The 25,820-nt window shown below is 68.6% G+C and carries 27 protein-coding genes; 20 read left to right on the forward strand and 7 right to left on the reverse strand.

Annotated elements, in window-relative coordinates:
- The first annotated feature begins 4 nt into the window (after window positions 1–4).
- The 16 genes from VFP86_12305 to VFP86_12380 all read left to right on the forward strand — a co-directional run bounded on the left by VFP86_12305 (window position 5) and on the right by VFP86_12380 (window position 15,371).
- Window positions 5–871 carry a YicC/YloC family endoribonuclease gene (locus VFP86_12305; protein HET9000420.1) on the forward strand — a complete coding sequence of 289 codons (867 nt, stop codon included), beginning with the start codon at window positions 5–7 and terminating at the stop codon, window positions 869–871.
- Between the two features lie 14 nt (window positions 872–885).
- Window positions 886–1,185, forward strand: coding sequence for a DUF370 domain-containing protein (locus tag VFP86_12310; GenBank protein HET9000421.1), 300 nt, complete (start codon window positions 886–888; stop codon window positions 1,183–1,185).
- Entirely contained in the window at window positions 1,182–1,724 is a 543-nt protein-coding gene (locus tag VFP86_12315; protein HET9000422.1) for a cytidylate kinase family protein, read from the forward strand. The genes VFP86_12310 and VFP86_12315 overlap by 4 nt, the downstream gene beginning before the upstream one ends.
- Before the next feature lie 4 nt (window positions 1,725–1,728).
- Window positions 1,729–2,298 (forward strand): flavoprotein, encoded by a 570-nt coding sequence (locus VFP86_12320; protein ID HET9000423.1) that lies wholly within the window; start codon window positions 1,729–1,731, stop codon window positions 2,296–2,298.
- Window positions 2,295–4,400, forward strand: a complete 2,106-nt coding sequence (gene priA, locus VFP86_12325) for a primosomal protein N' (GenBank protein HET9000424.1) — start codon at window positions 2,295–2,297, stop codon at window positions 4,398–4,400. The genes VFP86_12320 and priA overlap by 4 nt, the downstream gene beginning before the upstream one ends.
- 4 nt (window positions 4,401–4,404) lie before the next feature.
- The gene (def, locus tag VFP86_12330) at window positions 4,405–4,905 is read left to right on the forward strand and encodes a peptide deformylase (protein HET9000425.1); all 501 of its coding nucleotides are present in this window, start codon (window positions 4,405–4,407) and stop codon (window positions 4,903–4,905) included.
- Window positions 4,902–5,834 (forward strand): methionyl-tRNA formyltransferase, encoded by a 933-nt coding sequence (fmt, locus tag VFP86_12335; GenBank protein HET9000426.1) that lies wholly within the window; start codon window positions 4,902–4,904, stop codon window positions 5,832–5,834. Before def ends, fmt begins: the two co-directional genes overlap by 4 nt.
- Before the next feature lie 216 nt (window positions 5,835–6,050).
- Window positions 6,051–7,010: a TIGR03621 family F420-dependent LLM class oxidoreductase gene (locus tag VFP86_12340; protein ID HET9000427.1), complete on the forward strand. Its 960-nt coding sequence runs from the start codon at window positions 6,051–6,053 to the stop codon at window positions 7,008–7,010.
- Window positions 7,011–7,106: 96 nt separating this feature from the next.
- Window positions 7,107–7,790, forward strand: coding sequence for a zinc metallopeptidase (locus VFP86_12345; protein HET9000428.1), 684 nt, complete (start codon window positions 7,107–7,109; stop codon window positions 7,788–7,790).
- Between the two features lie 28 nt (window positions 7,791–7,818).
- Complete coding sequence (gene rsmB, locus VFP86_12350; protein ID HET9000429.1) at window positions 7,819–9,177, forward strand: 16S rRNA (cytosine(967)-C(5))-methyltransferase RsmB; 1,359 nt, start codon at window positions 7,819–7,821, stop codon at window positions 9,175–9,177.
- Complete coding sequence (gene rlmN, locus VFP86_12355) at window positions 9,177–10,295, forward strand: 23S rRNA (adenine(2503)-C(2))-methyltransferase RlmN (protein ID HET9000430.1); 1,119 nt, start codon at window positions 9,177–9,179, stop codon at window positions 10,293–10,295. The genes rsmB and rlmN overlap by 1 nt, the downstream gene beginning before the upstream one ends.
- The gene (locus VFP86_12360; GenBank protein HET9000431.1) at window positions 10,292–10,642 is read left to right on the forward strand and encodes an FHA domain-containing protein; all 351 of its coding nucleotides are present in this window, start codon (window positions 10,292–10,294) and stop codon (window positions 10,640–10,642) included. The genes rlmN and VFP86_12360 overlap by 4 nt, the downstream gene beginning before the upstream one ends.
- A 16-nt stretch (window positions 10,643–10,658) precedes the next feature.
- Complete coding sequence (locus tag VFP86_12365) at window positions 10,659–11,711, forward strand: PP2C family serine/threonine-protein phosphatase (GenBank protein HET9000432.1); 1,053 nt, start codon at window positions 10,659–10,661, stop codon at window positions 11,709–11,711.
- Entirely contained in the window at window positions 11,708–13,618 is a 1,911-nt protein-coding gene (locus tag VFP86_12370) for a PASTA domain-containing protein (protein ID HET9000433.1), read from the forward strand. The genes VFP86_12365 and VFP86_12370 overlap by 4 nt, the downstream gene beginning before the upstream one ends.
- Window positions 13,619–13,656: 38 nt before the next feature.
- The gene (rpe, locus tag VFP86_12375) at window positions 13,657–14,328 is read left to right on the forward strand and encodes a ribulose-phosphate 3-epimerase (protein ID HET9000434.1); all 672 of its coding nucleotides are present in this window, start codon (window positions 13,657–13,659) and stop codon (window positions 14,326–14,328) included.
- Complete coding sequence (locus VFP86_12380) at window positions 14,325–15,371, forward strand: histone deacetylase (GenBank protein ID HET9000435.1); 1,047 nt, start codon at window positions 14,325–14,327, stop codon at window positions 15,369–15,371. The genes rpe and VFP86_12380 overlap by 4 nt, the downstream gene beginning before the upstream one ends.
- Window positions 15,372–15,383: 12 nt before the next feature.
- On the opposite strand, the gene VFP86_12385 is transcribed toward VFP86_12380, so the two are convergent.
- The 7 genes from VFP86_12385 to VFP86_12415 are packed head-to-tail and all read right to left on the reverse strand — an operon-like array spanning window position 15,384 to window position 22,911.
- Complete coding sequence (locus tag VFP86_12385; GenBank protein HET9000436.1) at window positions 15,384–16,277, reverse strand: MBL fold metallo-hydrolase; 894 nt, start codon at window positions 16,275–16,277, stop codon at window positions 15,384–15,386.
- A gap of 36 nt (window positions 16,278–16,313) precedes the next feature.
- On the reverse strand, window positions 16,314–17,294 hold the full coding sequence (gene meaB / locus VFP86_12390; protein HET9000437.1) for a methylmalonyl Co-A mutase-associated GTPase MeaB: 981 nt from the start codon (window positions 17,292–17,294) through the stop codon (window positions 16,314–16,316).
- The gene (locus VFP86_12395; GenBank protein ID HET9000438.1) at window positions 17,285–18,724 is read right to left on the reverse strand and encodes a phenylacetate--CoA ligase family protein; all 1,440 of its coding nucleotides are present in this window, start codon (window positions 18,722–18,724) and stop codon (window positions 17,285–17,287) included. Before VFP86_12395 ends, meaB begins: the two co-directional genes overlap by 10 nt.
- Window positions 18,711–19,139 carry a cobalamin B12-binding domain-containing protein gene (locus VFP86_12400; GenBank protein HET9000439.1) on the reverse strand — a complete coding sequence of 143 codons (429 nt, stop codon included), beginning with the start codon at window positions 19,137–19,139 and terminating at the stop codon, window positions 18,711–18,713. The genes VFP86_12395 and VFP86_12400 overlap by 14 nt, the downstream gene beginning before the upstream one ends.
- Before the next feature lie 16 nt (window positions 19,140–19,155).
- Window positions 19,156–20,814 (reverse strand): methylmalonyl-CoA mutase family protein, encoded by a 1,659-nt coding sequence (locus VFP86_12405; protein HET9000440.1) that lies wholly within the window; start codon window positions 20,812–20,814, stop codon window positions 19,156–19,158.
- A 36-nt stretch (window positions 20,815–20,850) separates the two neighbouring features.
- Entirely contained in the window at window positions 20,851–21,738 is an 888-nt protein-coding gene (locus VFP86_12410) for an NAD(P)-dependent oxidoreductase (protein HET9000441.1), read from the reverse strand.
- Window positions 21,739–21,762: 24 nt separating this feature from the next.
- Window positions 21,763–22,911 (reverse strand): 1-deoxy-D-xylulose-5-phosphate reductoisomerase, encoded by a 1,149-nt coding sequence (locus tag VFP86_12415; protein HET9000442.1) that lies wholly within the window; start codon window positions 22,909–22,911, stop codon window positions 21,763–21,765.
- A 187-nt stretch (window positions 22,912–23,098) separates the two neighbouring features.
- Here VFP86_12415 and VFP86_12420 point away from each other — a divergent pair, with 187 nt between their 5' ends.
- The 4 genes from VFP86_12420 to pstS form a co-directional block, all read left to right on the forward strand.
- Window positions 23,099–24,055 carry a DUF47 family protein gene (locus tag VFP86_12420; protein HET9000443.1) on the forward strand — a complete coding sequence of 319 codons (957 nt, stop codon included), beginning with the start codon at window positions 23,099–23,101 and terminating at the stop codon, window positions 24,053–24,055.
- A 62-nt stretch (window positions 24,056–24,117) separates the two neighbouring features.
- Complete coding sequence (locus VFP86_12425) at window positions 24,118–24,393, forward strand: helix-turn-helix transcriptional regulator (protein HET9000444.1); 276 nt, start codon at window positions 24,118–24,120, stop codon at window positions 24,391–24,393.
- 25 nt (window positions 24,394–24,418) lie between these two features.
- Window positions 24,419–24,880, forward strand: a complete 462-nt coding sequence (locus VFP86_12430) for a methylglyoxal synthase (GenBank protein ID HET9000445.1) — start codon at window positions 24,419–24,421, stop codon at window positions 24,878–24,880.
- 131 nt (window positions 24,881–25,011) lie between these two features.
- The coding region (pstS, locus tag VFP86_12435; protein HET9000446.1) for a phosphate ABC transporter substrate-binding protein PstS at window positions 25,012–25,820 on the forward strand (809 nt) is incomplete at its 3' end.

Below are 25,820 nucleotides of genomic sequence, written 5' to 3' on the forward strand. Positions count from 1 at the left end.
GAGCATGACCGGATTTGGCGCCGGCGACTTGGCGACCCCGGCCGGCAGGTATGCCGTCGAGGCCCGGTCGCTCAACCACCGGTTCCTCGAAGTTGTGGTCCGCCTTCCCCGAGATCTGTCCCCCCTCGAAGACCGCATCCGCGCGCTCGTCCAGCGACGAGTCTTGCGCGGCCGGGTCGAGGTTGCTATCATAAGAGAAAACTACGGAAAACGGGCGCGAACGGTTAAGATCGACGTAGATTTGGCTAAAACGTTCACCAGCGCCCTGAACGACCTCAAACAGGCTCTGGAGCTCCCAGGCATCGCTGATTTGTCGATGCTGGTCGGACTCCCCGACCTGATCAAGGTTGAGGAGCAGAAAGAGGATCTCGAAGCGTGCTGGCCACCGATCTCCGAGGGGGTCGGGCAGGCGCTGGAACGCTTGGTGGCGATGCGCGAGACGGAAGGGGCTCAGCTGGCTCGGGATCTCGCGGAACGGCTCGATCGCCTATCCCAGCGGGCCGATGAGATTGAACGGCGGGCTCCCCTGGTCGTCAGAGACTACGCGGGCCGCCTCAAGCGGCGGATCGGGGAGCTCATGGGGACCGTCCCGGTGGACGAGGGGCGCGTGGCGACGGAGGTGGCGATGTTCGCCGATCGGTGCGACATTGCCGAGGAGGTCACCAGGTTCCGGAGCCACCTGGCGCAGATCCGGCAGACCCTCGCCGTCGACGGCGCGATCGGGCGGACGCTCGAGTTTATCGTGCAGGAGTTGGGCCGGGAAGCGAACACGATGGGGAGCAAAGCCAACGATCTGGAGATCGCCCGCGCGGTGATCGCGATCAAAGGGGAACTGGAGAGCCTGCGCGAGCAGATCCAGAACGTGGAGTAAGGAGCGCGCTGCCGATGGAGACGCGGCTCATCAACATCGGGTTCGGGAACATCGTCGCGGCGAATCGGATCATCGCCATCGTAAGCCCGGACTCCGCGCCGATCAAGCGTATCATCCAAGAGGCCCGCGACAAGGGCATCCTCATCGATGCGACGTACGGCCGTCGAACTCGGGCGGTGGTGATTACCGACAGCGGCCACGTCGTGCTCTCCGCCGTCCAGCCGGAGACCGTGGCCCACCGCTTCACCAGCAAGGAGATCGTGGAGGAAGACGAAGAGGAAGAGACCGCCGGAGCCGCGGTCGAGTCCCAATGATCGTGACCGTGAGCGGGGAGATCGGCGCCGGCAAGAGCACCGTGGCGAAACACCTCGCGCAGGCCCTCGGCCTCCGTTACCTGTCCGCGGGTGAGATCTTCCGTGAAGAGGCCAGGCGGCGGGGACTGAGCCTCGCTGAGCTCGGCCGGCTCGCCGAGCAGGATCAAACGATCGATCGCGCGCTGGACAAGATGCAGGTCGAGGCCGCCCGCGCCGGCGGCGTGCTCATCGACAGCCGCCTCAGCGGATGGGTGATCGACGGGGACCTGCGCGTGTGGCTGCGGGCGCCGCTTCTCGTGCGGGCGGCGCGGGTGGGGGCGCGGGACGGCACATCGCCGGAAGAAGCGCTGCACGACCTCGAGGCGCGCGAAGAGTGCGAGCGCCGCCGCTACCGCGATATCTACCAACTCGATCTCGCCGATCTCAGCCGCTATCATGTCATCGTGGACACCGGCACGTGGAGCGCGCAGGAGATCGTCGATGCGCTGCTGCCGCTGACCCGCCGGTTCCGCCCTGAGCGACTGGGCTGCCGTTCCTGAACCGGTGGCAGGGACTCTCGCGGGCCGCGTGGTGGTGGTTGGGGTCTGCGGCAGCATCGCCGCGTACAAGGTGGCGATCGTCGTCCGCCGCCTTCATCAGGAAGGCGCGGACGTGCACGTGCTGATGACGCCGGCGGCCACGCGGTTCGTGGGGGCGGCCACCTTCAGGGCGCTGTCGCACCGTGCGGTGATCACCGACATGTGGGATCCCAACGGCCCGTGGGACGAGCCGCATGTGGCGCTCGGCGAACGCGCCGATGTCTATCTGATCGCGCCCGCCACGGCGGACATGGTGGGGAAGCTGGCGGCCGGGCTCGCCGACGACCTCGTCTCCGCGACCGCGCTGGCGACGCGGGCTCCGGTGCTCGTCGTCCCCGCGATGAGCGATCGGATGGCGGAGGCGCCGGTCGTGCAGGACAACCTGGCGCGTCTCCGCGCGAGCGGCGTGCACGTGCTCGGGCCTGACCGCGGGCCGCTGGCCTCGGGAAAGGTCGGCCTCGGCCGGATGGTCGAGCCCGACGCGATCGTCGCCGAAGTGGTGGCTCTCGCGGGCGGGCGCCCCGCGTCACGGTGAATCAGGACGACGCGGCGTGCGCCGAGGTCCTGCTCGATCTCCCGGCGCGGAGCACCGACCGCTGCCTGACCTACCGGATTCCTGACCCGCTCCGGGACGCGATCCGGATCGGGTCACGCGTTCAGGTCCCGCTCGGGCCACGCACGACGCGCGGGTTCGTCATCGCGATGGCGCCCTCTGATCCCACGCCCGGTCGTCAGCTGCGCGAGATTCTCGCGGTCGCCGGTGTCCACCCACTCTTCTCGCCGGCGATGCTCGACCTCGCGCGCTGGATTGCCCAACAGACCGTCTCGTCGCTCCTCGAAGCCGTCCACTGTCTTGCGCCGCCGGAGATCTTCAGGCGTCGCTCCCTCCCCCCCGCCCGCCCTCGCGTCGCATCACTCGCGGAGCAGGGGGGCCTCGCCGCGCGGCTGGGTCCGCGGCAGGCCCGCATCCTCGCGGCGCTCCGCACCAGGGTGGAGGTGCCCATCGCGGAGTTGGTTCGGGAGGGGGGCCGGCCCGCGCTCCGGCGGCTCGTGGCTCAAGGGGCGGTCCTCGTCAAGGAGCCCGCGGCTGTCCCGCTCGGACCCCGGCCCGAGACCGCGGCCGTCCCCGTGCCTCCGACGCTGGTGTGGGGGGACTTCGAGGACCGGCGGGCATGGATCGTTGAGCGCGCCGTGGCGGCGGTGCACCGCGGCGGCCGGGTATTGATCATCGTGCCCGAGATCGCGCGTGTGCCGGTGTTCGTGCGCCTCCTCGGTTCGACATTCGGGGACGGCGTCGCCGCGCTGCACTCGGGCATGGCCGCGCGGGAGCGGCAGGCCGCATGGATGCGGTGCGTCTCTGGCGAGGTCCGTGTGGTGGTGGGGACACGCTCCGCGTTGTTCGCGCCCCTTCATGGTGTGCGGCTGATCATTGTGGATGATGAGGAGGATCCCGCGCACAAGGCCGACGCCGCACCACGGTACCATGCCAGGGACGTGGCGCTCCGGCGGGGCGCGCTCGCGGGCGCGCGCGTGGTGTTGGGGTCCCTGACCCCATCGATGGAGGCGTATGCCGAGGTGGCGTCCGGACGGATGAGGTGCGTGCGTCTCACCGCGAGGACCGCGCGTGCGCGGGTGACGCTCGTCGATCTCCGCATCGAGCGGGTGCGCGGCCGCTACGGCGTGCTCACTCCGCCGCTTCTCGCGGCCGTCCGCCGGCACCTCCGGGCGGGAGGGCGAGTCGCCCTCTTCCTCAACCGAACCGGCTACGCACGGGTATTGTTGTGTGACGAATGCGGATATACGGTGCGGTGTCCGGGTTGCGAGGTGACGACATCGTACGATAGGGAGAACCGCACGGTGTCCTGCCGGATCTGCGGGCGCGTGGCGCCGGCACCGGGAACGTGTCCGCGCTGCAGAGGGGTCGGGTTGCGGGGGATCGGGCCCGGCACGGAACGGGTCGAGGAGGTTGTCCGCCGGCTCTTTCCTGCGCTCGCGATCGCGCGACTCGATCGCGAGACGGCCCCGCAGTTCGATCGGATCGCCAAAGAGTTCGCCTCCGGCCGGATCCGCTTGGTCGTGGGCACCCAGATCTTGCTGCGGGCGCGCGAGATACGCCCCAGCATCGTCGGGGTGTGCGATGCCGATCTCCCCCTTCACCTCCCGGATTTTCGCGCCGCCGAGCGGACGCTCCAGCAGCTCCGCGCGATCGTCTCCCTCGCCGCGGGCCCTCCCGGCCCGGACGCGATTATCCAGACCCGAATCCCCAGTCATCCGGCGATTCGCGCCCTCGCAACCGGCGACGATGAGGCCGCCTACCGCGAAGAACTGAAGACGAGGCGGGAACTCGGATACCCTCCCGCAACGACCCTGGCCCGCGTCGTCGCCGCAAGCGCCGTCCGCGAGGCCGCCGCGAAGATGGCCGAGGGGATCGCGGAATCGTCGCGCGCGCGGGGGGTGGAGGTGCTGGGCCCTGCGCCGGCGCGCGATCAGGGACGCGGGGTGTTTCGATATCAATGTGTCCTGCGTGCGCGCGATGCGGAGGTGGTCCGGGCCGCGGCACGCGCGGCGCTCGGGGACGCCCCCACGCGAAAGGGGAGCCGGCTCACCATCGAGATGGACCCCCAGGAATTTCCCTAGGCCGATGGAGATCATCACGGTCGACAGTCCCAGAGCGAGTGTCCTCCGCCGCCGGGCGCAGCCGGTCCGGGTGGTCACCCGCGAGGTGCAAGCGTTGATCGACCAGATGTTTCAAACCATGCGCGACGCACACGGCCTCGGCCTCGCCGCCCCCCAGGTTGGGATGAGCCGCCGGCTGTTTGTCGCGCGCCTCGAAGATCGTCAGATCGTGCTCGTCGATCCGGAAGTCCTGCACCAGGAGGGCGAAGAGATCGCTACGGAGGCGTGCTTGAGCATCCCCGGGCTGTTGGGGGATGTGCCACGGGCCCAACGGGTGACCGTCCGCGGGCGCAACCGCCGCAACCGGTTTGTCACGATCGAAGCGACCGGTCTGTTGGCCCGGATCCTCCTCCACGAGATCGACCATCTGGATGGCATTCTCTTTACCGACCGAGTCCGCGATCCGAAGACGTTGCGTCGCGTGGAGGAAACTTCCGAAGTCGCCCCGGAGACCGCCACGGGATGAAGCTGGCCTTTCTGGGCACCCCGGAGTTTGCGGTCCCTTCACTCGAGGCGGCCCTCGCGGTCGGGGACGTCGTCGGGGTCGTCACCCGCCCCGACAAGCCCCAGGGTCGAGGGTTGCGGGTGGCCCCGCCGCCCGTTGCCGTCGTGGCAACCCAGTACGCGCTCGATGTCCTCCAGCCCTCGACGCTGCGGGATCCCGAGTTCCTGGCGCGCCTGCGGGGCCTCGAGCCTGACCTCATCGTGGTCGTCGCCTTTGGCCGGATCCTGCCGCCCGAGGTGCTCGCCGTGGCGCCGATGGGCGGCATCAACCTGCACCCGTCGTTCTTGCCCCGGTACCGCGGCGCCGCCCCGATTCCTCGGGCGATCGCCGCCGGGGACACGGAGACCGGGGTGACCGTCCTCCACATGAGCGACGACCTCGATGCCGGGGACATCATCCTCCAGCGTCGGGTGCCGATTCACGCCGACGACACCTCCGCGACCCTCGAACCCCGGTTGGCCCGCGAAGGCGCGGCATTGCTCGTCGAGGCGCTGGCGTTGCTGGAGTCCGGCCGGGCTCCGCGCCAGCCTCAGGATCCCTCGCGCGTGACGTTTGCACCGAAACTCACCCAAGAAGAGGCGTTGATCCGCTGGAACAATTCAGCCGGCTCGATCGTCAACGTGGTGCGGGCGCTCGACCCCTGGCCCGTGGCGTACACGCTTCGCGACGGTGTCCCGCTCAAGATCTGGCGCGCGGTGGCCCGGCCCATCGGCGGCCCAGGAGCCCCCGGCATGGTGCTCGAGGCGGAGGGGGATCAGTTGGTCGTGTTCGCCGGTGAGGGGGCCGTGGAGTTGCTGGAGGTGCAGCCCGCCTCGGGGCGCCGCATGTCCGCCGCCGATTATCTCAGAGGCCACCCGCTCCGTCCCGGAACCGTGCTGGGAGCCCCTTAGTTATTACCGAGAGCGAATAAATGAACATACCATCGCGACACACCTCCAGGGAATCCTTCACCAATTTGAACGCATGAATCGGATAGACCACCCATTCTGAGCATAGTACCCTTGCCGGAAGGGACGAGACCCTGCACAGGTGGGTGAGGTACCTTGGCTGCTACGCACAGGCTCAAACGGACTCGCCCGAACGAGGATCAGAGCGTAGGCGTCTCCGTGGGTCGTCCACGACCCTTCCGTTTCGGAGTCCTCGCGGAAAGCGTCCTCTCGCGCAAGGCTGTGCTTGACACAGCGCGCCGCGCAGAAGATGAGGGGTTCAGCACCTTCCTCATCCGTGATCACTTCATTGCAGAACCCTTTGGCCACCAGTATGCTCCGTTGACGATGCTCGCGACCGTCGCGGGTGTGACGAAGACGCTACGGATCGGGAGCCTCGTCTTTGGGTGTGCCTATCGACACCCGGTGCTCCTTGCGAAGGAGATAGCCACCCTGGATGTCCTATCGGAGGGGCGCGTTGAGCTTGGCCTCGGGACCGGGTTCTCGCGCGTGGAGTACGAGCGGGCCGGGATGGCCTTCGATCCACCAAACGCGCGCCTGGAACGTCTGGAAGAAGTCCTGCAGGTGCTGAAAGGCCTCTTCGCTGATGGACCGCTGACATTCGATGGCAAGCATTACTCGGTTGCCGGTCTCGACGGGTTTCCGAAACCGGTCCAGCGACCGCACCCACCAATTCTCATTGGCGGCGCCGGCGCTCGGCTGCTTTCCGTCGCTGCTCAGGAGGCCGACATCATCGGGTTGCAAACCGTCGAAACAAAGCATGGTGTGGTTTCGCGAGAGCCGACGGCGCGAGTGGCCGACACCGTCATGCAGAAGATCGAACTGGTTCGGCAAACGGCGGGCCACCGATTTGGCGAAATTGAACTGAGCACCGTGGCGTCGGTGATCGTGACAGATCATCGCGAGGAAGCGGCCGAACGGTTCGCGCGCGACCAGGGCTGGAGCGCGATTCCCACCGAGGAGGTGCTTGAAATGCCATCGGTGTTCATCGGTACTGTCGGGCAGGTCATCGTGGATATGCAGATGCGACGGGAGCGGTTCGGATTCTCCTACTATGTGATCTTGGATCGGGTCATGGACGAAGTTGCGCCGATTGTCAGCCGGTTGGCCGGAACATGATCGGCGAGGCCCTCATCCTTGGCCCGTCCGCAAACCTTGCACATCCCCGCCGAGACTTCCCGGCTGTGCTACAATTTAATCCTGGGAGGTGAAGGCATGTTCTGGTTTTGGGACCCCACCATGATCATCGTCATTCCGGCCCTCCTCCTGGCGCTGTATGCGCAGCTCCGTGTGCAGTCGACGTACGCACAATATAGTCAGGTGCCGATCGGCAACCGGCTCACCGGCGCGCAGGTGGCGCAGGAGATCCTCCGCCGCAACGGTCTCTCCGGCGTCGAGATCGAGCGGACCGAAGGCGTACTCTCCGACCACTACGATCCCCGCGACCGGACCCTGAGCCTCTCGTCGGATGTGTACGACGGCATCTCCGTCGCCGCCGCGGGCGTGGCCGCGCACGAGACCGGTCACGCCATCCAGCACGCCCGAGGGTACGCGCCGCTGGCGTTGCGGTCGGCGATGGTGCCCACGGTCCAGTTTGGCTCCTGGCTGGCGTGGCCGATTTTCATCCTGGGCTTTCTGTTCCACTCCGGCACGATGATTCAGCTCGGCATCCTCGTCTTTACCGCCTTCGTCGCGTTCACGGTCGTCACGCTCCCGGTCGAGTTCGATGCCAGCGCCCGGGCGATGCGGGCCCTTCGGGAAGAGGGGCTGGTCACCGCCGACGAGCTTCAAGGGGTGCGTGCGGTGCTCACCGCCGCCGCGTTGACCTACGTCGCCGCGGCCGCGATGGCGATTCTCCAGTTGCTCCGCATGCTGTTGCTGGCGCGGCGTGAGGAGTGATCTCGCCCGACCGCATGCGACGCGGCGGATGGGCGGGCCGGGACCCGCGCCGGCGATCCCGCGTTCCGCTCGGGAGGCGGCCCTAGAGGTCCTGCACCGGGTCGACGCCCATCAAGCGTTCAGCGGGGTCCTGTTGCGGCGCGTCCTTGAGCGCGCGGGGCTGTCCGCGGCGGACGAAGCGCTGGCGGCGGAACTGACTCTGGGGACGCTGCGCCACCGCGCCGAAGTCGATTGGGCGCTCTCCCATGCCTCGCACACGCCCCTCGATGATCTGCCCTCCCGTATCCGAGCCGTGCTCCGGATGGGGGCGTACACATTGATGTTCCTGGACCGGATCCCGGCGGCCGCGGCATGCTCCCAAGCCGTCGAGCTGGCCAAGCGCGCCGGCCATCGGGGGACGGCTCGGCTTGTCAACGCCGTGCTTCGCCGGGTCGCTGCGGCCCCGGAAGCGATCCCGGAGGACGTGTCGACTCCCGAGGGGATCGCCCTCCGGCACTCCCATCCCCTCTGGCTCGTGCGCCGTTGGGTGGACCGGTTCGGCGTGGACGAGGCCCGCGCGCTGTGCCGGACGAACAACGTGGCACCGCCGGCATCGGTCCGCCTGAACACCCTCCGCGGCACGCCGGCGTCGGTCGCCGCTGCGATCGACGCGTTGGGGGTAGCGACCGCGCCTTCTACGCTCGCGCCCGAGGGGGCGCGAATCGTCCAGGCGTCCTCCCACGCGCGGCGCGCCGCGTATGCGGAGGGGTGGGTCTCTCCCCAGGACGAGGGATCGATGCTGGTGAGCCGGCTCGTGGCGCCGCGCCCGGGCGAGACGGTTGTGGACACGTGCGCAGGGTCGGGCGGCAAGGCGATGCATCTGGCCGCGTTGATGGAGAACCAGGGCCGCGTGATCGCCGCGGACATTGTCCCGGCGAAGCTCGCCGCCACCGCGCGTCACGCACAGCGGCTCGGCGTGACGATCGTCGAGGCGCGCCTCCTCGCCGCCGGGTCCCTGACCGACGTGCTGCCGGCGGGGGCCGATCGCGTCCTCGTGGATGCGCCGTGCTCCGGCCTGGGCGTACTCCGGCGCCGCCCGGAGATCAGGTGGCGGATTCAGCCCGAGCAGTTGTCCGTCCTCGCCGCCCGGCAGCGCGCCATCGTGGAGGATGCGTCCGCCGCGGTCCGCCCTGGGGGTCTCCTGGTGTTCTCGGTCTGCACGCTCGAGCCGGAGGAAGGTCCCGCCGTGGTCGCCGGGTTTCTCGACGCCCACCCCGAGTTCGATCCCGAGCCCATCGACGGGGCCGTCTTCGCTCCGGTGTCTCGCGCGCCGGGCCGCGCGTTTCTCTACCCGCATCTGCACGGCACCGACGGGTTCTTCGTCGCGGTGTGCCGGCGGAGACTATGATGGCGGCCCCCCCACAGGCCCTGCCCGACCTGCGGGGCAGACTGCTGCCCGAACTCGAAGCGCTCGCGCAACAGCTGGGCGCGCCGCGGTACCGCGGCCGACAGATCGCCCGATGGTTGTACGTGCATGGAGCGGACGCTGTGGAGGAGATGACGGATCTCCCGCACGCCTTACGCGAGCGCCTCTCGACGACGGCGCGGATCCACCGGCTCACGGTCCGCCGGACGCAGAACGCCCAAGATGGATCGGCCACGAAGCACCTCGTGGCGCTGGAGGACGGCCAGAGCGTCGAGTGCGTCCGCATGCGGTTCGATGACGGGCGGCGCAGCGCGTGCATCAGCACGCAGGCCGGATGCGCGATGGGGTGCGCGTTCTGCGCCACCGGATTGGGCGGGTTCGCGCGCAACCTCTCCGCCGGCGAGATCCTGGGGCAGTTCCTGCTGATCAAGGCGCACGGGCGGACGCGGATCTCACATGTGGTGTTCATGGGGATGGGCGAACCGCTGGCCAACTACGATGCCACGGTGAGGGCGGTGAGGATCCTGGCGGCCCCCTACGGGATGGGGATCGGGATGCGCCACATCACGGTGTCCACCGTCGGCCTCGCCCCGCAGATTCGGCGGCTCGCCGGGGAGCATCTGCAGATGACGTTGGCCGTGTCGTTGCACGCCCCGACCGACGAGCTGCGGGACCGGCTCGTCCCGATCAACCGCCGGTATCCGCTCGCGGAGCTGATGGCGGCGTGCCGCGACTACCATGCCGCGACCCGCCGCCGGGTGACGTTCGAGTACGTGCTGATCGACGGCCTGAACGACCACCCCGCGGAGGCGCGCGCCCTGGTACGCGTGACCGGTAATCTCCAGTGTCACATCAACGTGATTCCGCTCAATCCCGTGGCCGGCGTCCCGTTTGCCCGGCCGCCACTGGCCCGGGTGCGGGCGTTCGAAGCGGTGCTGCGGGACGCCGGCGTGCCCGTCACGGTGCGGATCGAGCGCGGCGGAGAGATCCAGGCGGCGTGCGGGCAGCTCCGGCTCGCCGATGGAGTGGGGCGCCCATCGCCGTGGACACCGGCCCCCGCTGCGCCGGTGGGCGCGCCCGTGCGCGGAGGACCGCGGTGAATGTGGGCGCCCGCGACACCCGCGTCTACCGGCCCCGAGAGGTGGGACCGCGGTTGCGCGTCCTCGGCGGTCCGCCGGGCGCGGCCGGCCGCGAGTTCGCGCTCGAGGGTCCGGTGGTGACCGTCGGGCGCCGAGCCGATCAAGACATCGTGCTGATCGATCCCAGCGTCAGCCGGTCGCACGCGCGGATCGAACTTGGGCCCGCAGGGGTGGCCATTCTCGACTTGGGGAGCACGAACGGGACGGTCGTCAACGGCCAGCGGCTGCGCGGATCGCGCGCGACGCTCCGGGGAGGCGAGCGCATCGAGATCGGCACCGTCGTGCTCGAGTTCCTCGCGCCGTCATGAGCGTGGAGCGACGCCGATGCCGGATCTAGTCGCCCATGCCGCGGGCCGCAGCGACAGGGGGCGCGTGCGCGAGGTGAACGAGGATCGCGTGCTCGTGCTCGATGACGTGGGCCATGGTGCGGCGCTCTACGCGGTTGCCGACGGGCTGGGGGGCCATGCGGGGGGAGATGTCGCGAGCACGCTCGCGGTCGAGACCCTCGAGACGCAGGTTCGCGTCCTCCTGGGGCAGCGCATCCCGCCGGAGGCGGCGCTCGTGGAAGCGTTACGGCGGACGAACGCCGCGATCTACGCCGGCGCCCAAGGCTCCGACCGGCCGGGTATGGCGACGACGTGTACGGCTGTGCTGCTGCGGGGGAGCGAGGCGATCGTGGCCCACGTCGGCGACAGTCGCGCGTACCTGCTGCGCGGGCCCCAGACGAGGCAGCTCACGATCGACCACTCCCTGGCCGGTGAGCTGGCGCGCCATGGCGAACTGGCGGACGGCGATGTACGGAACCACGCGCAGCGACACGTCCTCACGCGGGCGCTCGGGACCGCGCGCGAGGTCGAGATCGACTCGGCGTCCGAACCGCTGAGGCCCGGCGATGTCCTCGTGTTGACCACGGATGGCCTACACAACGCGGTGCCGGCGGATGAGATCGGACGCGTCGTGCGGTCGGCGCGGGAGCTGGACGAAGCCTGCGCGGTGTTGGTGGGGTTGGCGAATGCGCGGGGCGGTGTCGACAACGCCTCGGCGGTGGTCGTCCGCGTGTCGGCCGGCTGGCCGGGGCGCGCGCTCCGCGCCATGGCCCCGCTGGTGTTGGCCGCGTTCGTGGCCGGAGGGCTCGCGGCGTATCGCCTCGAGCACGCCTATTTCCTCGGGATCCGGGGGGATCGCGTCGCGGTGATGCGGGGGGTCCCCGGACGGGTCCTGGGGGTGTCGCTCTCGGGCGTGATGAAAATCACGCAGGTGCCGGTGACCCGGGTGCCCCCTGCGTACCGCGGCCCGCTGTCCCGGGGGATCCCGACACCAAGCCCGGAAGCGGCGGAGACCATCCTGCGCGGCCTCCTCTCGTCCGGAGCCCGATGATCGGCCGGGTGCTCGACGGCAAGTACGAGGTCGTGGGTCCCCTGGGCGAAGGCGGGATGGCGATGGTCTATCGCGGGCGGCGGCTCGCGGACGATCGTCAGGTGGCGATCAAGGTGTTGCGCGAGCAGTACGCTCATGACACCGCGTTCGTCGCCCGGTTCGAGCGCGAAGCCCAGGCGGTCGCCAGATTGTCCCATCCCCACATGGTCCAGGTATTCGATTATGGTCGGGACGCGGACGTCCACTTCATCGTGATGGAGTTTGTCGAGGGCGAGGATCTCAAGACCCTGCTGCGCCGGGCCGACGGGGTGCTGCCCGAGGAACGCGCCAAAGAGATCGGCGCCCAGGTCTGCGAAGCTCTTGCCTATGCCCACGCCCAAGGCATCGTGCATCGAGATATCAAACCACAGAACATCCTGCTCACTCGAAGCGGACAGGTGAAGGTCACCGATTTTGGCATCGCGCGGGCCTTGGCATCTGCTGCGATCACGGAAACCGGAACCGTCCTGGGGTCGGTCCAGTACCTTTCCCCGGAACAGGCCCGCGGGCTCGGCGTGGGGCAGAGCTCCGACCTGTACTCGCTCGGCGTCGTGCTGTTCGAGGTCGTGGCGGGACATCTGCCCTTCGACGGCGACAGCCCGATCACGATCGCGCTGAAGCACATCCACGAGCCTCCGCCGATCCCTCATCGGGACGGCCAGGCGGTGAGCCTCGAGATGGAACACATCATTCTCAAGGCGTTGGCCAAGGATCCCCTCGACCGGTACCAATCGGCCGAGCAGATGCGCGGGGATCTCACCGGGGAGACCACCCACTGGCGAGAAGCGCCGCCCCCCGGTGTCGACGACACCGCAGTCGTCCGCGGTGTCGTCGACACCGGTCGACGTGGGCGCGAGCAGGGGACACCCTGGATCCTCGGGCCGGTGATCGCGGTGGTGGTGGGGTTCCTCGTGCTCGGGTTCGCAGGTATGTTCGGCTGGCAGGCGCTCAGCGCATACATGAACGTGCCCGAGGTGCCGGTGCCCGACTTTGTCGGGAAAAGCCTCGCCGACGCACAGAGCCGTGCCAGACACGATCACTTGAACGTGCAGGTGGTCCAGCAGAACTACAGCCGGACCGTGCCGTCGGGATTCGTCCTGGGACAGGACCAGCCCGCCGGCAAGAGCGTCAAGGTCGACCGCGTCATCGGGCTGACCACGAGCCTGGGACCCGAGATGGTGAGGGTTCCGGACGTTCGCCGCCGGACGCTCCTGGATGCGCGATTCATGATCGAACAGGCCCGGCTTGTCGTGGGAGAGGTCCGTGAGGCGTATGACTCCGGCGTGGGGCCTGGGGTGATCCTCAGCCAGGATCCGGCCCCGGGAGCCTCCCTCGAGCGCGGCACCGCGGTCTACCTCCGCGTGAGCAAGGGGCCGGAGAGCCTCATCTTGCCTGACTTGGTCGGGCGGCCGCTCGACGATGCACGCCGGATGCTCGACGAACTCGGCGTGACCCTCCGGCGGGTCACCCAAGTGTCCAGGGCCGGCGTCCCCCCGGGGCAGGTCGTGGAGATGTCGCCTCCGGCGGGGACCCAGATCCGTCACGGCGATGCGGTGACTGTCTCGATCGAGGCCCCTCTCGGAGGCGGGGGCACGCCTCCGCCCCAGCCGATCGTGACGGGAACGCCGCCCGCTCCGGTCACGCCCTCGGATCCCAACAGGAAGCGGGCGCGCATCACCCTCGTCGTGCCCTCGGGTGCCTCGAAGCAGACCGTGAAGATCGTGGTGATCGATTCGCGGGGGGTGCACACCTTGTACGAGAAGGCGCACGCGCCCGGGGAGACCGTCAACGCCCAAGTCACCGGTTCGGGATACACCATCGTCCAGGTCTACCTCGACAACCGGTTGATCCAGGAGGTCCGGCCCTGAGCCGCCGGGGGACGGGCCCATCGGGATCGAACGCGGAGATCCAGATCGCGCCGTCCATCCTCGCCGCCGACTTCGGCAGGCTCGCGGAGGAGGTGACAGCGGCCGAGCGGGCGGGGGCTGAACGCATCCACATCGACGTGATGGACGGCCGGTTCGTCACGGAGATCACGATCGGCCCGCTCGTGACGCGCGCGATTCGACGGTCGACGTCCCTCCCTCTGGATGTCCACCTGATGATCGTCGAGCCGGAGCGCCACCTCGAGGCATTCGCCGCCGCCGGCGCGACGTCGGTCGCGGTCCACGTGGAGGCATGCCCGCATCTCTACCATGTGATCCAGCAGATCCGATCGCTCCGGCTCGGACCATCGGTGGCCATCAACCCCGCCACACCGCCGGAGGCGATCGAGTGGGTCCTCCCTTTTGTCGAGGGCGTGCTCGTAATGACCGTCGAGCCGGGCGCCGGCGGGCAGCCGTTCATTCCCGAGATGGTGGCGAAGATCGAGGCGTTGGCCGCGTTGCGGAGGGCGCGCGGCCTCCGGTTCGCGATCGCGGCGGACGGGGGGATCGGGCCTGCCACCGCCTCCGCGGTGGCCGCAGCCGGCGCGTCCGTCCTGGTCGCCGGTACCGCTGTGTTCGGGGCGTCCGTTGGGATCGGTCCGGCGATCGCCCGGCTCCGGGACTCGGTTCGATCGCCCGGGCGACGGCGGTGAGCGATCCGCTCGCGCACCTGATCACGCATCCGGAGTATCGCCTGCACCTGACGGCGCCCGGGCATCCCGAGCGCCCCGAGCGCCTTACCGCGATCGAGGCGCTGCTCCGCCGGACGCCGCTGTGGGATGCGGTCGGTCACGCGGAGCCGGCCCCAGTGGACGAGGAACTGCTCGAGCGCGTGCACACGCGATCGTACATCGCCCGGGTGCGTGAGACGGCCGCGTCGGGCGGCGGATACCTCGATCCCGATACGCCGGTCGCGCCGCCCTCCTACGCCGTGGCCCGCCGCGCCGCCGGGGGTGCCGCCCTCGCGGTCGACATCGTGGCGGACAAGGAGGGCGCCGTGACGTTCGCGCTGCTCCGTCCGCCGGGGCACCACGCCGGCGCCGCGGAGGGGAGGGGCTTCTGCCTCTTCAACAACGCCGCGCTCGCCGCGCGGCACGCCCTCGATACGCGCGGCGCGCGCCGCGTCTTCATCCTCGATTGGGACGTGCATCACGGCAACGGCACCCAGGAGATCTTCTACCGGGATCCCGCGGTCGTCTTCTGCTCGCTTCACCAAGAAGCGTGGTATCCGGGGACCGGGGCGCTCGAAGAAGCCGGGGAGGGGCCCGGCGAGGGCACGACGATCAACATTCCCTTGCCTGCCGGAGTGGGGGACGGCGGATATCTGCACGTGTTTGAGGAGGTCGTGCTTCCGCTCCTGCGCGCGGTCGCGCCGTCGCTCGTGGTGATCTCCGCCGGATTCGATGCGCACCACGCCGATCCGCTCGGCGGGATGATGCTGACGGCCCAGGGATTCGGCCGGCTGGCACGGCTCACGCGTGAGGCGGCGGGGAACACGCCGGTCGCCGCCGTGCTCGAGGGGGGGTACGACCTCAAGGCCCTGGCCTACTCGGTGGCCGCGACGCTCGAGGGGCTCACCGGAATCGAAACGCGCGCCGAGGAACCCTCCGTCGAGGTGCGGGAAGCGCCGTTCGCCGTTGCGGCCGCCCGCGCGCGCGCCGTCCGGCGGATCGCCGGCGAGTACTGGACGCTGTGATGCACGCCGGGCTCACCCGGCTCGCCGGTGCCGCTCGTGATAGTCCGCGATACCCTGCGCTGAGACTTCCAGATGCTCGGCCAGGACCTCCTGGATGGCGGGGGTCCAGGCCAAGCCCTGCGCCGCCACGTCATGCCGAACGTGCTCGGTCAGGCGTGCGTGGACCTGCGCGACATCGATCCCACCCAGCGCGACGAACGCTTCCACCTGCTCTTGGAGACGCAGGGCGAGCGCAGCGCAATCGTGCGGATAGCGGCCGAAGTGTGACAGGAGCACGATCTCCGGCGCAAGCTGGAGCATCAGGCGAGCCGACCGCCGCATCGCCTCGGGGTCGAACTGATTCGGCGCGGCATCCGGCAGCACGTAGTCGTCCGCGACGTCCACGAAGCGCCCGCCGAGTTCGTCTCCGGAGAAAAGACACCCAATCCCACCGTCGAGGATCATGTGCTGGTGCCGCGCATGGCCGGGTGCGTCGAAGAACCGCAACCGGTGCCCGCCGCCCAGGTCCAACTCGCCCCCGCCCTCGGGCACCAGCAGGCGCGTCTCCGGCACCGGCTCCGGCAGCCCAAAGTACGCCTCCAAGTTGTCGCCGAACACCGCGCGCGCACCTGCGACCAGTCGGCTGGGATCGACGAGGTGACGGGCGCCGTGGCGATGCACGACCACCTGCGCGGCCGGGAGATGGCGCAGCAGCGCGCCGGCGCCGCCGGCGTGGTCGAGGTGAATGTGCGTGACGATGACGTAGGCGAGATCGCGGGGCGCGACCCCGAGGTCCGCGAACGCCTGGAGCCAGACGTCGACGCTGCGGGCGGGCCCGGTCTCCACCACTGCGGGGCGCGGCGCGGCGATGAAGTATCCGGAGGTATGTCGCGGGAGGCCCCGGTCCCACAGGTCAACCGCGGACACGCCTGGGGCCACCGTTACGGGTGCCGCAGCCATGCGCTACGGGTGATTCAGCAGCCGGCCGAGGATCGCGTTCGCGGCCGAGTGGGGATCGACCGCACGGGTCTTGGCCCCCTCGAGGATCTCGCCGAGTCCCGTGTGTTCATCGAGTTTGGACCGCAGATGCACGGCCAAAGCCTGCTCGACAAGGTCCAGGACCTCGCGCTCAGCACGCCTGGCCCGGCGTGCCTCCAGCTCACCGGAGGCGCGGAGGTGGTCCAGGTGCCTGCGGGCGGCCTGCCAGAGTTCGTCAATCCCATGACCATCGCTCGCCGCCGTCTGCAGAATCGGCACCTCCCACGGCGACGACGCGGGGGCCAGCCGGTGCATCTCGCGCAGCTGGATCACGGTCTCCTTGGCGCCCGGGCGATCGGACTTGTTGACCACCAGCAGGTCGGCGATCTCCAGAATGCCGGCCTTGAGCATTTGAATCGAGTCGCCCAGGCCGGGTGCGGTCACGACCACGACGGTATCGGCCACGCGCATGATGTCGAGCTCGCTTTGCCCGACCCCGACGGTCTCGAGGAGCACGATGTCAAAGTCAAACGCATCGAGGAGGTAGGCGACATCGCGCGTAGCTGCCGCCAGGCCGCCCAGGTGATCGCGCGCCGCCATGCTCCGAATGAACACGCCGGGGTCCCCGCTGTGTCGAAGCATGCGAACTCGGTCGCCCAGGATCGCCCCCCGGCTGAAGGGGCTGGATGGGTCCACCGCCACGACGGCCGCCGTGCCGCCTTCGGCCCGGGCCATCACGATCAGGTGGTCCACCAGTGTGCTTTTGCCCACCCCGGGCGGTCCGGTGATGCCGAGCCGGTGCGCCCGGCCGGTCCGCGGCCAGATGCGCTGAACAATCGCCGCGGCGGCCGCGGGGTCATTCTCGATCTTGGTCACGAGCCGGCTCAACAGGCGGCGATTGCTGAAATCGATCGCGGGAACCCCCGACTCGTCGGCCGCACGAGTCACCCGCGGATCTAGCGGCACAGCCTCGCGTCCTGTACGCTTTCCTCGTAGAGCGGACGATTGTCCAGGACCCGCCTGGCCTTGAACTCGGTCCGGGGCAGGGTCCCGGGCGGTTCCAGCCTGACGATCGGCCGGATGCCGATCACCGACCGGAGGCGCGCGGCCACGCGCTCACGCAGGGCGTCGATGACGCCGGGGGCCCCCTCCGCCGCTCGGGCGCAGTCGTGACTGTACTCGACCCGCACGACGAGTTCGTCCATCGCCCGGTCCCGGCTGATGACCATCTGGAACTCCCCTCCCAAGCCTTCGACCGAACGCAGCACGTCCTCAATCGCACTGGGGTAGATATTGGCGCCGCGCACGATGCACATGTCGTCGACGCGCCCATAGATGCCACGGGGCAGGCGCGGATACGTTCGCCCGCACTCGCAGGGATCGTTCACCCAGCGAGTGAGGTCCCCCGACACCAGCCGGATCATGGGTTGGGACGTCCGCTCGAGATGCGTATAGACGGGCGTGCCTTCCCGTCCGTACGGGACGGGCTCGAAGCTGCGCGGGTCGCACACTTCACAGTACACGATATCCTGCCACAGATGCATGCCGCTACGGAACTCGCATTCCGCATTGGTCATCCAGGGCGTCATCTCGGCCATGCTGCCGCTGTCGAGGCAGGCCGCGCCATATGTGTCCTGGATCTTCTGCTTGGTCGCCGGGATGCCCGCCCCCGGCTCGCCGGAGAAGAACATGATCCGGAACCCGAAGTCCCGTGGATCGACATGCTCTCCTGCCGCGACCTCTGCAAGGTGGAGCGCATACGACGGTGTCCCATAGAAGGCGCTTGGTCGCGTGTCGAGGAGCCAGCGCACCGCCATGAGCGTCTGGCCTGAGAGGCCGGCCCCGAACGGGAAGCACGTCGCGCGGAGCCGCTCGCCGCCGGCGAGGGCTCCCCAGCTCCCGATGTAGAGGCTGAAAAACGAGGCGATAAAGATGGTGTGTTCGGGCCTGAGGCCCATGCCCCACATGATCCGGGCATGCGTGTCGGCGATGCGCCGCCAGTCGTCTCTCCCGATCAGGAACACGGTCGGCTTGCCCGTAGTGCCCGACGTGCCGTGGACGCGGGCGACGTCTGAACGCTCCACACACAGATAGCGGCCGAACGGCGGGTGCTCCGCCTGTTCGCGGCGGAGCTCGGCCTTGGTCACGACGGGGAAGCGATGCAGGTCCTCCAGCCGGAGGAGCCGGTCCGGATGGACGCCGGCAGCGGCCCACTTCTCATGGTAGAATGCCGACCGCTCCCACGCCCAGCGGACCACCGCCCGCAGCCGATGCAGAATGAGGGCGTCGCGCTCCGCGGGCGCCATGGTCTCCCGCCGCGGACACCAGTGCCGCTGCCGCGCGTCAGGAAGATAGCGTTCATCGTAGACAGGCGGCCAGCCGTCAGCCGGGTCCAAGGGAGGCTCCCGGGCGCGGCCGGCGCAACTCGCGGCGGATCCAGTCCACGATCTCGTCCGTCGCCGTGTCCTGGTCAAAGACCGCTGCTGCTCCCAGGTCGCGGAGCTTTTGGCGATCCGGGATCGGGATCACCCCTCCGACCAGCACCTTGATGTCCTGGGCGTCGTTGGCCCTGAGGTTCTCGAGGAGCGGTGGGACGAGTGTCATGTGGGCGCCGGAGAGAATGCTCACCCCGATCAGATCCACATCCTCCTGCACGGCCGCCTCGACCACTTCTTCCGGAGTGCGGTGGAGGCCGGTGTAGATGACCTCGAAGCCCGCGTCGCGGAGGGCCCGCGCCACGACCTTCACACCCCGGTCGTGCCCGTCGAGTCCTACCTTGGCCATGAGGATCCGCACGCGTGCTTCGGTCATGATGACGTCCCGGCCCTCAGAAGACCGGCTGCTCCACGTACCTCCCAAACACCCCGCGGAGGGCGGTGACGATCTCCCCCGCCGTGACGTAGGCTTTGACCGCGTCGATGGTGGGCGGGATGAGGTTCTGATCGGAGCGCGCGGCAGCGGTCAGCGCCGCCAGGCATCGTTCAACCTGTTTGGCATCCCGCTCCCGCCGGATCCGCGCGAGCCGCTGCTTCTGGCGCTCCTCTACGTCTGGGGCCACCTCGTGCAGCACGAACGGAATCGATGTAGCCTCGCGGTCCACATGCGTGTTGACGCCCACCACCGCGAGATCCCCGCGTTCCTTGCGCCGCTGGTACCGGTAGGCCGACTCGGCCAGCTCGGCCTGAAAGAAATTCTGTTGGGCCGCTGCGACTGCCCCCCCGAGTTCGTCGATCCGCTTGATGTAGGCCCAGATCCTTTCCTCGATCTCGTTGGTGAGCGCCTCGACGCAGTAGCTTCCGGCCAGCGGGTCGATGGTGTTGGCCGCTCCCGTTTCCTCGAGCAGAATCTGCTGCGTGCGCAGCGCCACCTGCATGGCGAGTTCTGAAGGGATGGCGAGGGCCTCATCCATGCCGTTGGTGTGCAGGCTCTGGGCGCCGCCCAAGACCGCCGAGAGCGCCTGGAGCGTTGTGCGCGCAATGTTATTCAGCGGCTCTTTCGCCGTCAGGCTGCTGCCGGCCGTCTGGCAGTGGAAGCGAAGCCGCATCGACTCCGGTTTTCGCGCTCCGAAGCGCTCGCGCACGATCCTGGCCCAGACCCGCCGGGCCGCCCGGAACTTCGCGACCTCTTCGAAAAAGTCGCGCTCCGCGATGAAGTAGAAAGCCAGGCGGGGCGCAAACTCATCGACGGCCAGGCCCTTCCCGCACACGTCCTGGAGGTAGGCGATGCCATTGGCCAGCGTAAAGGCGGCTTCCTGGATGGCGGTGGCCCCGGCCTCGCGAATGTGATACCCGCTGATGTTGATCGGGTTGTAGTGGGGCAGGTGCTGCACGCTGTAGATGATCAAGTCCCGCACGATGCGCATGCCGGCCGGGATAGGGTACAGCCATTCCTTTTGCGCGATGTACTCTTTCAAGATGTCGGCCTGCACCGTGCCCGAGAGCTTGTCCCGGGACACGCCGCGCCGTTCGGCGACCGCGACGTACATCGCGAAGAGAATCCAGGCCGTGGGATTGATGGTCATGGACACGCTGGTCGCGCCGATATCGATCCCCTCGAGGATCTCATCGAGGTCGTCGACGGTGTCGACCGCGACGCCTTCCCGGCCTACCTCCCCGCGCGCGCGAGGATCGTCGGAGTCATAGCCCATCAGGGTTGGCATATCGAAGTCGATAGAAATGCCGGTCTGGCCCTGCGCGATGAGATACTTGAGCCGGGCGTTGGTGTCGCGGGCGGTTCCGAACCCGGCGATCTGTCGCATCGTCCACGGTCGGGATCGGTACATCGTCGGGTAAGGTCCGCGGGTGAACGGGTAGCGGCCGGGGAACCCGAGGTCCGCGACGTAATCGAGGCCGGCGATATCGTCAGGGCCGTAGATCCGCTCGACCGGGAGCCCCGAGAGGGTTTCGAAGCGCTCGCGGCGCTCCGGCAGCCGCGTGAGCGAGGGGCCCAGATCAGTGGCAGCCCAGTCGTCCTTGGGGGTGGGCACCAAGCACCTCCTAGGCGATCTGCCCGCGCGTGGCGATCAGCCGCCGCCGGCTCCGCCCAAGCCCGCCACGACGCGCGCCAGCACGGAGTAGTCCTTTTCCCCGAGCCCCTGGTTCATGGCGACTTGGTAGAGCTGCGCGGCCAGCGCGCCCCCGGCGAGCGGCATCCCGGCCGATCGTCCGGTCTCCATCACGATGCCCATGTCCTTGTGGTACAGGCGGGTCCGAAACCCCGGCTCAAAATTTTGGTCGAGCATCCGCTGCCCGTGCAGCTCCAAGACGCGGCTCTGCGCGAATCCCCCCAGGAGGGCGGCCCGGACTTTGGCGGGATCGACCCCGGCCTTGCGCGCGAGCGTCAACGCCTCGGCGACGCCGAGGAGGGTGAGCGAGAGCACGAGCTGGTTGCAGGCCTTCGTGACCTGCCCCGCTCCGATGTCGCCCAGGTGCACGATCGCCTTGCCCATCTTCTGGAACACCGGCAGCACCCGTTCGAACACCTCTGGCTTCCCGCCTACCATGATGGAGAGCGTCGCGTCGACCGCCCCTTTTTCGCCCCCGGAGACGGGGGCGTCGAGCATCTCCACCCCGCGTTCCCGAAGTTGGTGCGCGATCTCGCGGGTCGCTACCGGCGAGATGGTGCTCATGTCGACCACGACGCTGCCGCGCCTCACGCCGTGAAGTACGCCCTCGGGTCCGAGGATCACGTCCAAGACGTCCGGAGTGTCCGCGACCATCGTGATCGTGATGTCGCTCCGCGCGGCCACGTCCTTGGGGGATTCGCCGGGGGTCGCCCCGCGCTCGACCAGCGGCGTCATCTTGCTCCGCGTGCGGTTCCACACCGTCACCGCGTAGCCGGTATCCGCCAGATGCCCGGCCATCGGGCGTCCCATGATCCCCAGGCCGATGAAACCGATACGCTCGCTCACCTGTCGCTCACCTCCAGAGCCGTGTCAGTCGGTCCACCCCGCCGCCTGGGCCCGGGCTTCGCGGTCGGCGTCCAGGATCGCATCGAGCGAGGTGGCCGGACGGGGGGTATGACGGTCGAGGACTTTCCGGACGTTCCGGGCGATGTCGGGGAACCGCAACCGTCCCTCCAGGAACAGCCGGACGGACACCTCATTCGCCGCGTTGAGGGCGGCCGGGGCGGTGCCGCCCATGTCCAGCGCCGTCCGCGCGTACCCCAAGCAGGGAAACCGGATCGGATCCGGGGCTTCGAAGGCCAGGTTTCCGGCAGTACGCAGGTCCAGCCGCACTCCCGTCCCGGGCAGCCGGCGGGGAAAGGTCAGCGCGTACTGGATCGGCAGATGCATGTCGGCCGCGCCGAGTTGGGCCAGGAAGGAGCCGTCGACGAACTCGACCAGCGAGTGCACCACGCTTTGAGGGTGGATCACGACCTCGATCCGGTCCGTGGGGACGGTGAAGAGCCAGTGCGCCTCGATCACCTCGAGTCCTTTGTTCATTAGCGTGGCGGAGTCGATGGTCACTTTCGGCCCCATCTTCCATGTGGGGTGCCGCAGCGCATCCGCCGGGGTGACCGAGTCTAAGGCCGCGACGTTCAGGCGGAGGAAGGGCCCGCCGGACGCGGTGAGCCACAGGCGCGCCACCGCCTCAGCTCGCTGGCCGGCGAGACACTGAAAGATCGCCGAGTGCTCGCTGTCCACCGGCAGAATCCGCCGTCCCGCCCGCGAGGCAGCCTGGGTGACCAGGGCCCCGCCCGCGACCAGCACCTCTTTGGTGGCGAGGGCGATGTCCTTGCCCCCCGACAGGGCGGCGAGCGTGGGGGCAAGCCCGGCCGCGCCGACCACCCCGACGAGGACGAGATCCGCCGTGGTTCCCGCGGCAAGATCGGCCAACCCTTCCGGGCCGGCCAGTACGTCTCCCCGCCAATCGGGAACGAGGTCCCGAAATGTGCGGGCGCTCTCGTGGGAGTCGATCGCGACGGCTTCCGGACGGACCGCGCGCACCTGTTCGGCAAAGAGCGCCAGGTTGGACCGCGCGGACATGCCCGCCACAGAGACCTCACCGTTGAGGCGGCCGATGACGTCCAAGGCCGTCCGGCCGATCGATCCGGTCGACCCGAGGACGGTAACGCGGCGCATCACGCCGTTTGGCACCCCACTATTATGCACCATGTCGGCCGATTTTGCTTGCGCTCCAATGCTTCACACAGACTTGACCGAGCCTTCACGCCTCTTTGACGCCACCCGAGTAAAATCTATGGGGGGGCGCGTCTGATCTCGCTTTGCCCGCCGCAACGCAGGGAACCACAAGGGAGGTGTGGTATGAATGACCGTCGGCATGAATGGTAAGCGTAGTACCCCGCCACCCACAGCATCCTCAGCCCCCGTAGAGCAACGATACGGACTTCTCGAAGAGCTGGCCAGTACCATCCTCGAGTCGGCCAAGGCCCTGGCAGAGACACTGGAAGGACGAATCCCGTCGCCCCAGGCGTGGTCGATGATCCGCGATCTCGAGCACAAAGGCGACGCCATCGCCCGGGATCTCTTTGAGGCGATCACCGCCTCGCCCCCCGCGCCCATCCCCACCGAAGCCGTGCAGGCCCTGACGGGGTATCTCGACGATGTCCTCGACGCGATCGAGGCGGCGGCCGCGCGTCTGGCGATCCACCGCATCAAGCGGGCGATCCCAACCGCTCGGGCGATGGGCCGGATCGTGCTCGAGTCGGCGCAGGAGTTAAAACGGGCGATCGCGCAGCTGCGCGGCATGCACGACGTCTTCCCGCACACCCGCGCACTCCACTTGTTGGAAAACCGCGGGGACGACCTGCTCCGCGAGGCGATCGAGCAGTTGTTCGCGGGGCGGGCCACCGCCAAAGAGATCATTAAGTGGAAGGACATCTTGGAGAACCTCGAGGCCAGCACAGACCGGTGCGAGGATATCGCCAACATCTTGGAGACCATCGTTGTCCAGGCCGGCGCCGAGGATAAGCTCATCGCCCAAGGGCTCGTGATGGACGTCGAGGATCACAAGGTGAGCGTGGCGGGGGACGAGGTCCCCTTGTCCAGCAAAGAGTTCGATCTCCTCCACCTGCTCCTGCGCCATCTGGGAAAGATCGTGCGCCGCGAACGGCTGCTGCAGGATGTCTGGGGGGACGACTACTTCGGCGATACCCGCACGCTCGACACCCACATCGCCTGGCTGCGGAAAAAGGTGGAGGCAAAGGGCGGGGTGCGCATCACCGCGGTGCGCGGGGTCGGGTATCGCCTCGATCCACGGGCGTGATTTTGCGTATTCTTCACTGACCCTTCACTCGGCAGCCCCTTCTGTGTCCATAGGATGGAAGCATGGATCTGCAGGTGTGCCTGCACCGCGCGAACGGACGGACCCGGGCGGGATCAGGAGCCGCTCGGCCCCCCGAGCCCCCGGCCCCTCTCACGGCACGCGAGCTCGAGGTCCTGAGTGGCCTCGCCGCGGGACTCAGCGACCGGGAGGTCGCCCTCCGGGTGATGCTCTTCGAACCGGCCCTCCGGGCGACGCTGCGATCGATCTACCAAAAGCTGGGCGTTCACACGAGGCACGAGGCCGTAGCCTGCGTGGCCAGGTACCGGAGCGACTCGTAACGTGGAGACCTCGGCTCGGATCCCCATGGCGCGCAGGAAGCGGATCGCGCTGATCGCGCACGATAACAAGAAGGCCGATCTCCTCGAGTGGATCGCGTTCAACAAAGGCCTGCTGGCCCGGCACGAGTTGTACGCGACGCACACGACGGGGCGGCTCGTTGCCGAGAGCCTCGGCCTTACCGTGGTGGAGTTTCGCAGCGGTCCGCTGGGTGGCGATCAGCAGATCGGCGCCCGGATCGTGGACGGCGCGCTCGATTTCCTGATCTTCTTTTGGGACCCACTCGAACCCCACCCCCATGACCCCGACGTGCGCGCGTTGCTGCGCGTAGCGGTTGTATGGAACATCCCGGTCGCGTGCAACCGCGCGTCGGCGGATTTCATGATCTCCTCGCCGCTGATGGACGACGCCTACCAGCGCCTGGTCCCGCCGTACGATGGGACTCCCGAAATCGCGCCCTCGCCCCCACTGATCCCGGTCGACGTATAACACCCTTAACACTCTTTTAACGCTGGCTTGACCGACCCATCGCATATCGATTTTCCCTGTAAGGTAGCGTGGAAGGTGCGTTCAGAATACAGAGGGATGGGACGCGTATCTCCCTCTCGAGGAGGGGTAGTATGAATATCGCTCTACGGCGGCGGTTACTCGTGGGGCTGGTTCTCTGCGGGCTGCTGCTTGGCCTCACCGGCCTGGGGATGGGGACCACCGGCGCAGGCGCCGCCGGCCTCGTCACCCTGAACGGCGCGGGCGCCACATTCCCGTACCCGCTCTACTCGAGGTGGTTTGCGGAATACAACCGCGCGCACCCCGACGTCCGGATCAACTACCAATCGATCGGGAGCGGCGGCGGCATCGCGCAGGTCCAGAAGGGCACCGTGGACTTTGGGGCCTCCGACGCCCCGCTCTCGGACGCGCAGCTCAAGGATATGGGACGGCCGGTCGTGCTGATCCCGACGGTCGCCGGGGCGGTCGCGATGACCTACAATCTCCCCGGCATCGGGACGGGGGTCAGGCTCACCTCGGAAAACGTCGTCGACATCTTCATGGGCCAGATCGCCAAGTGGAACGACCCGAAGATCCTGGCCAATAACCCCGCGATGAAGCTGCCGGATATGCCGGTCACGGTCGTGCATCGCTCGGACGGGAGCGGCACGACGTTCATCTTCACCTCGTTCCTGTCGGAGGTCAGCAAGGCCTGGTCGGACAAGGTTGGACGGAGCACGTCGGTGGAGTGGCCGACCGGGATCGGCGGCAAGGGGAACGAGGGCGTCGCCGGTGCCGTCAAGCAGACGCCCGGCGCTATCGGGTATGTCGAGCTGGCATATGTCGTGCAAAACCAACTCACCTACGCCGTCCTGAAGAATCGTGACGGGACATGGGTGGCGCCTTCGCTGTCGTCGACCACCGCGGCGGCGGCCGGCGGGGC

The organism is bacterium (genome assembly GCA_035703895.1).
Lineage (GTDB): Bacteria > Sysuimicrobiota > Sysuimicrobiia > Sysuimicrobiales > Segetimicrobiaceae > Segetimicrobium.

What these genes read in the sequence shown, in the direction of transcription:
- VFP86_12370 (HET9000433.1), top strand. Translation starts at nt 11,708, where the DNA reads ATGATCGGCCGGGTGCTCGACGGCAAGTACGAGGTCGTGGGTCCCCTG.
- VFP86_12365 (HET9000432.1), top strand. Translation starts at nt 10,659, where the DNA reads ATGCCGGATCTAGTCGCCCATGCCGCGGGCCGCAGCGACAGGGGGCGC.
- VFP86_12345 (HET9000428.1), top strand. Translation starts at nt 7,107, where the DNA reads ATGTTCTGGTTTTGGGACCCCACCATGATCATCGTCATTCCGGCCCTC.
- VFP86_12400 (HET9000439.1), bottom strand. Translation starts at nt 19,139, where the DNA reads ATGACCGAAGCACGCGTGCGGATCCTCATGGCCAAGGTAGGACTCGAC.
- VFP86_12415 (HET9000442.1), bottom strand. Translation starts at nt 22,911, where the DNA reads ATGCGCCGCGTTACCGTCCTCGGGTCGACCGGATCGATCGGCCGGACG.
- fmt (HET9000426.1), top strand. Translation starts at nt 4,902, where the DNA reads ATGAAGCTGGCCTTTCTGGGCACCCCGGAGTTTGCGGTCCCTTCACTC.
- def (HET9000425.1), top strand. Translation starts at nt 4,405, where the DNA reads ATGGAGATCATCACGGTCGACAGTCCCAGAGCGAGTGTCCTCCGCCGC.
- VFP86_12310 (HET9000421.1), top strand. Translation starts at nt 886, where the DNA reads ATGGAGACGCGGCTCATCAACATCGGGTTCGGGAACATCGTCGCGGCG.
- rsmB (HET9000429.1), top strand. Translation starts at nt 7,819, where the DNA reads ATGGGCGGGCCGGGACCCGCGCCGGCGATCCCGCGTTCCGCTCGGGAG.
- VFP86_12430 (HET9000445.1), top strand. Translation starts at nt 24,419, where the DNA reads ATGGCGCGCAGGAAGCGGATCGCGCTGATCGCGCACGATAACAAGAAG.
- VFP86_12420 (HET9000443.1), top strand. Translation starts at nt 23,099, where the DNA reads ATGACCGTCGGCATGAATGGTAAGCGTAGTACCCCGCCACCCACAGCA.
- VFP86_12425 (HET9000444.1), top strand. Translation starts at nt 24,118, where the DNA reads ATGGATCTGCAGGTGTGCCTGCACCGCGCGAACGGACGGACCCGGGCG.
- rlmN (HET9000430.1), top strand. Translation starts at nt 9,177, where the DNA reads ATGGCGGCCCCCCCACAGGCCCTGCCCGACCTGCGGGGCAGACTGCTG.
- VFP86_12315 (HET9000422.1), top strand. Translation starts at nt 1,182, where the DNA reads ATGATCGTGACCGTGAGCGGGGAGATCGGCGCCGGCAAGAGCACCGTG.
- VFP86_12305 (HET9000420.1), top strand. Translation starts at nt 5, where the DNA reads ATGACCGGATTTGGCGCCGGCGACTTGGCGACCCCGGCCGGCAGGTAT.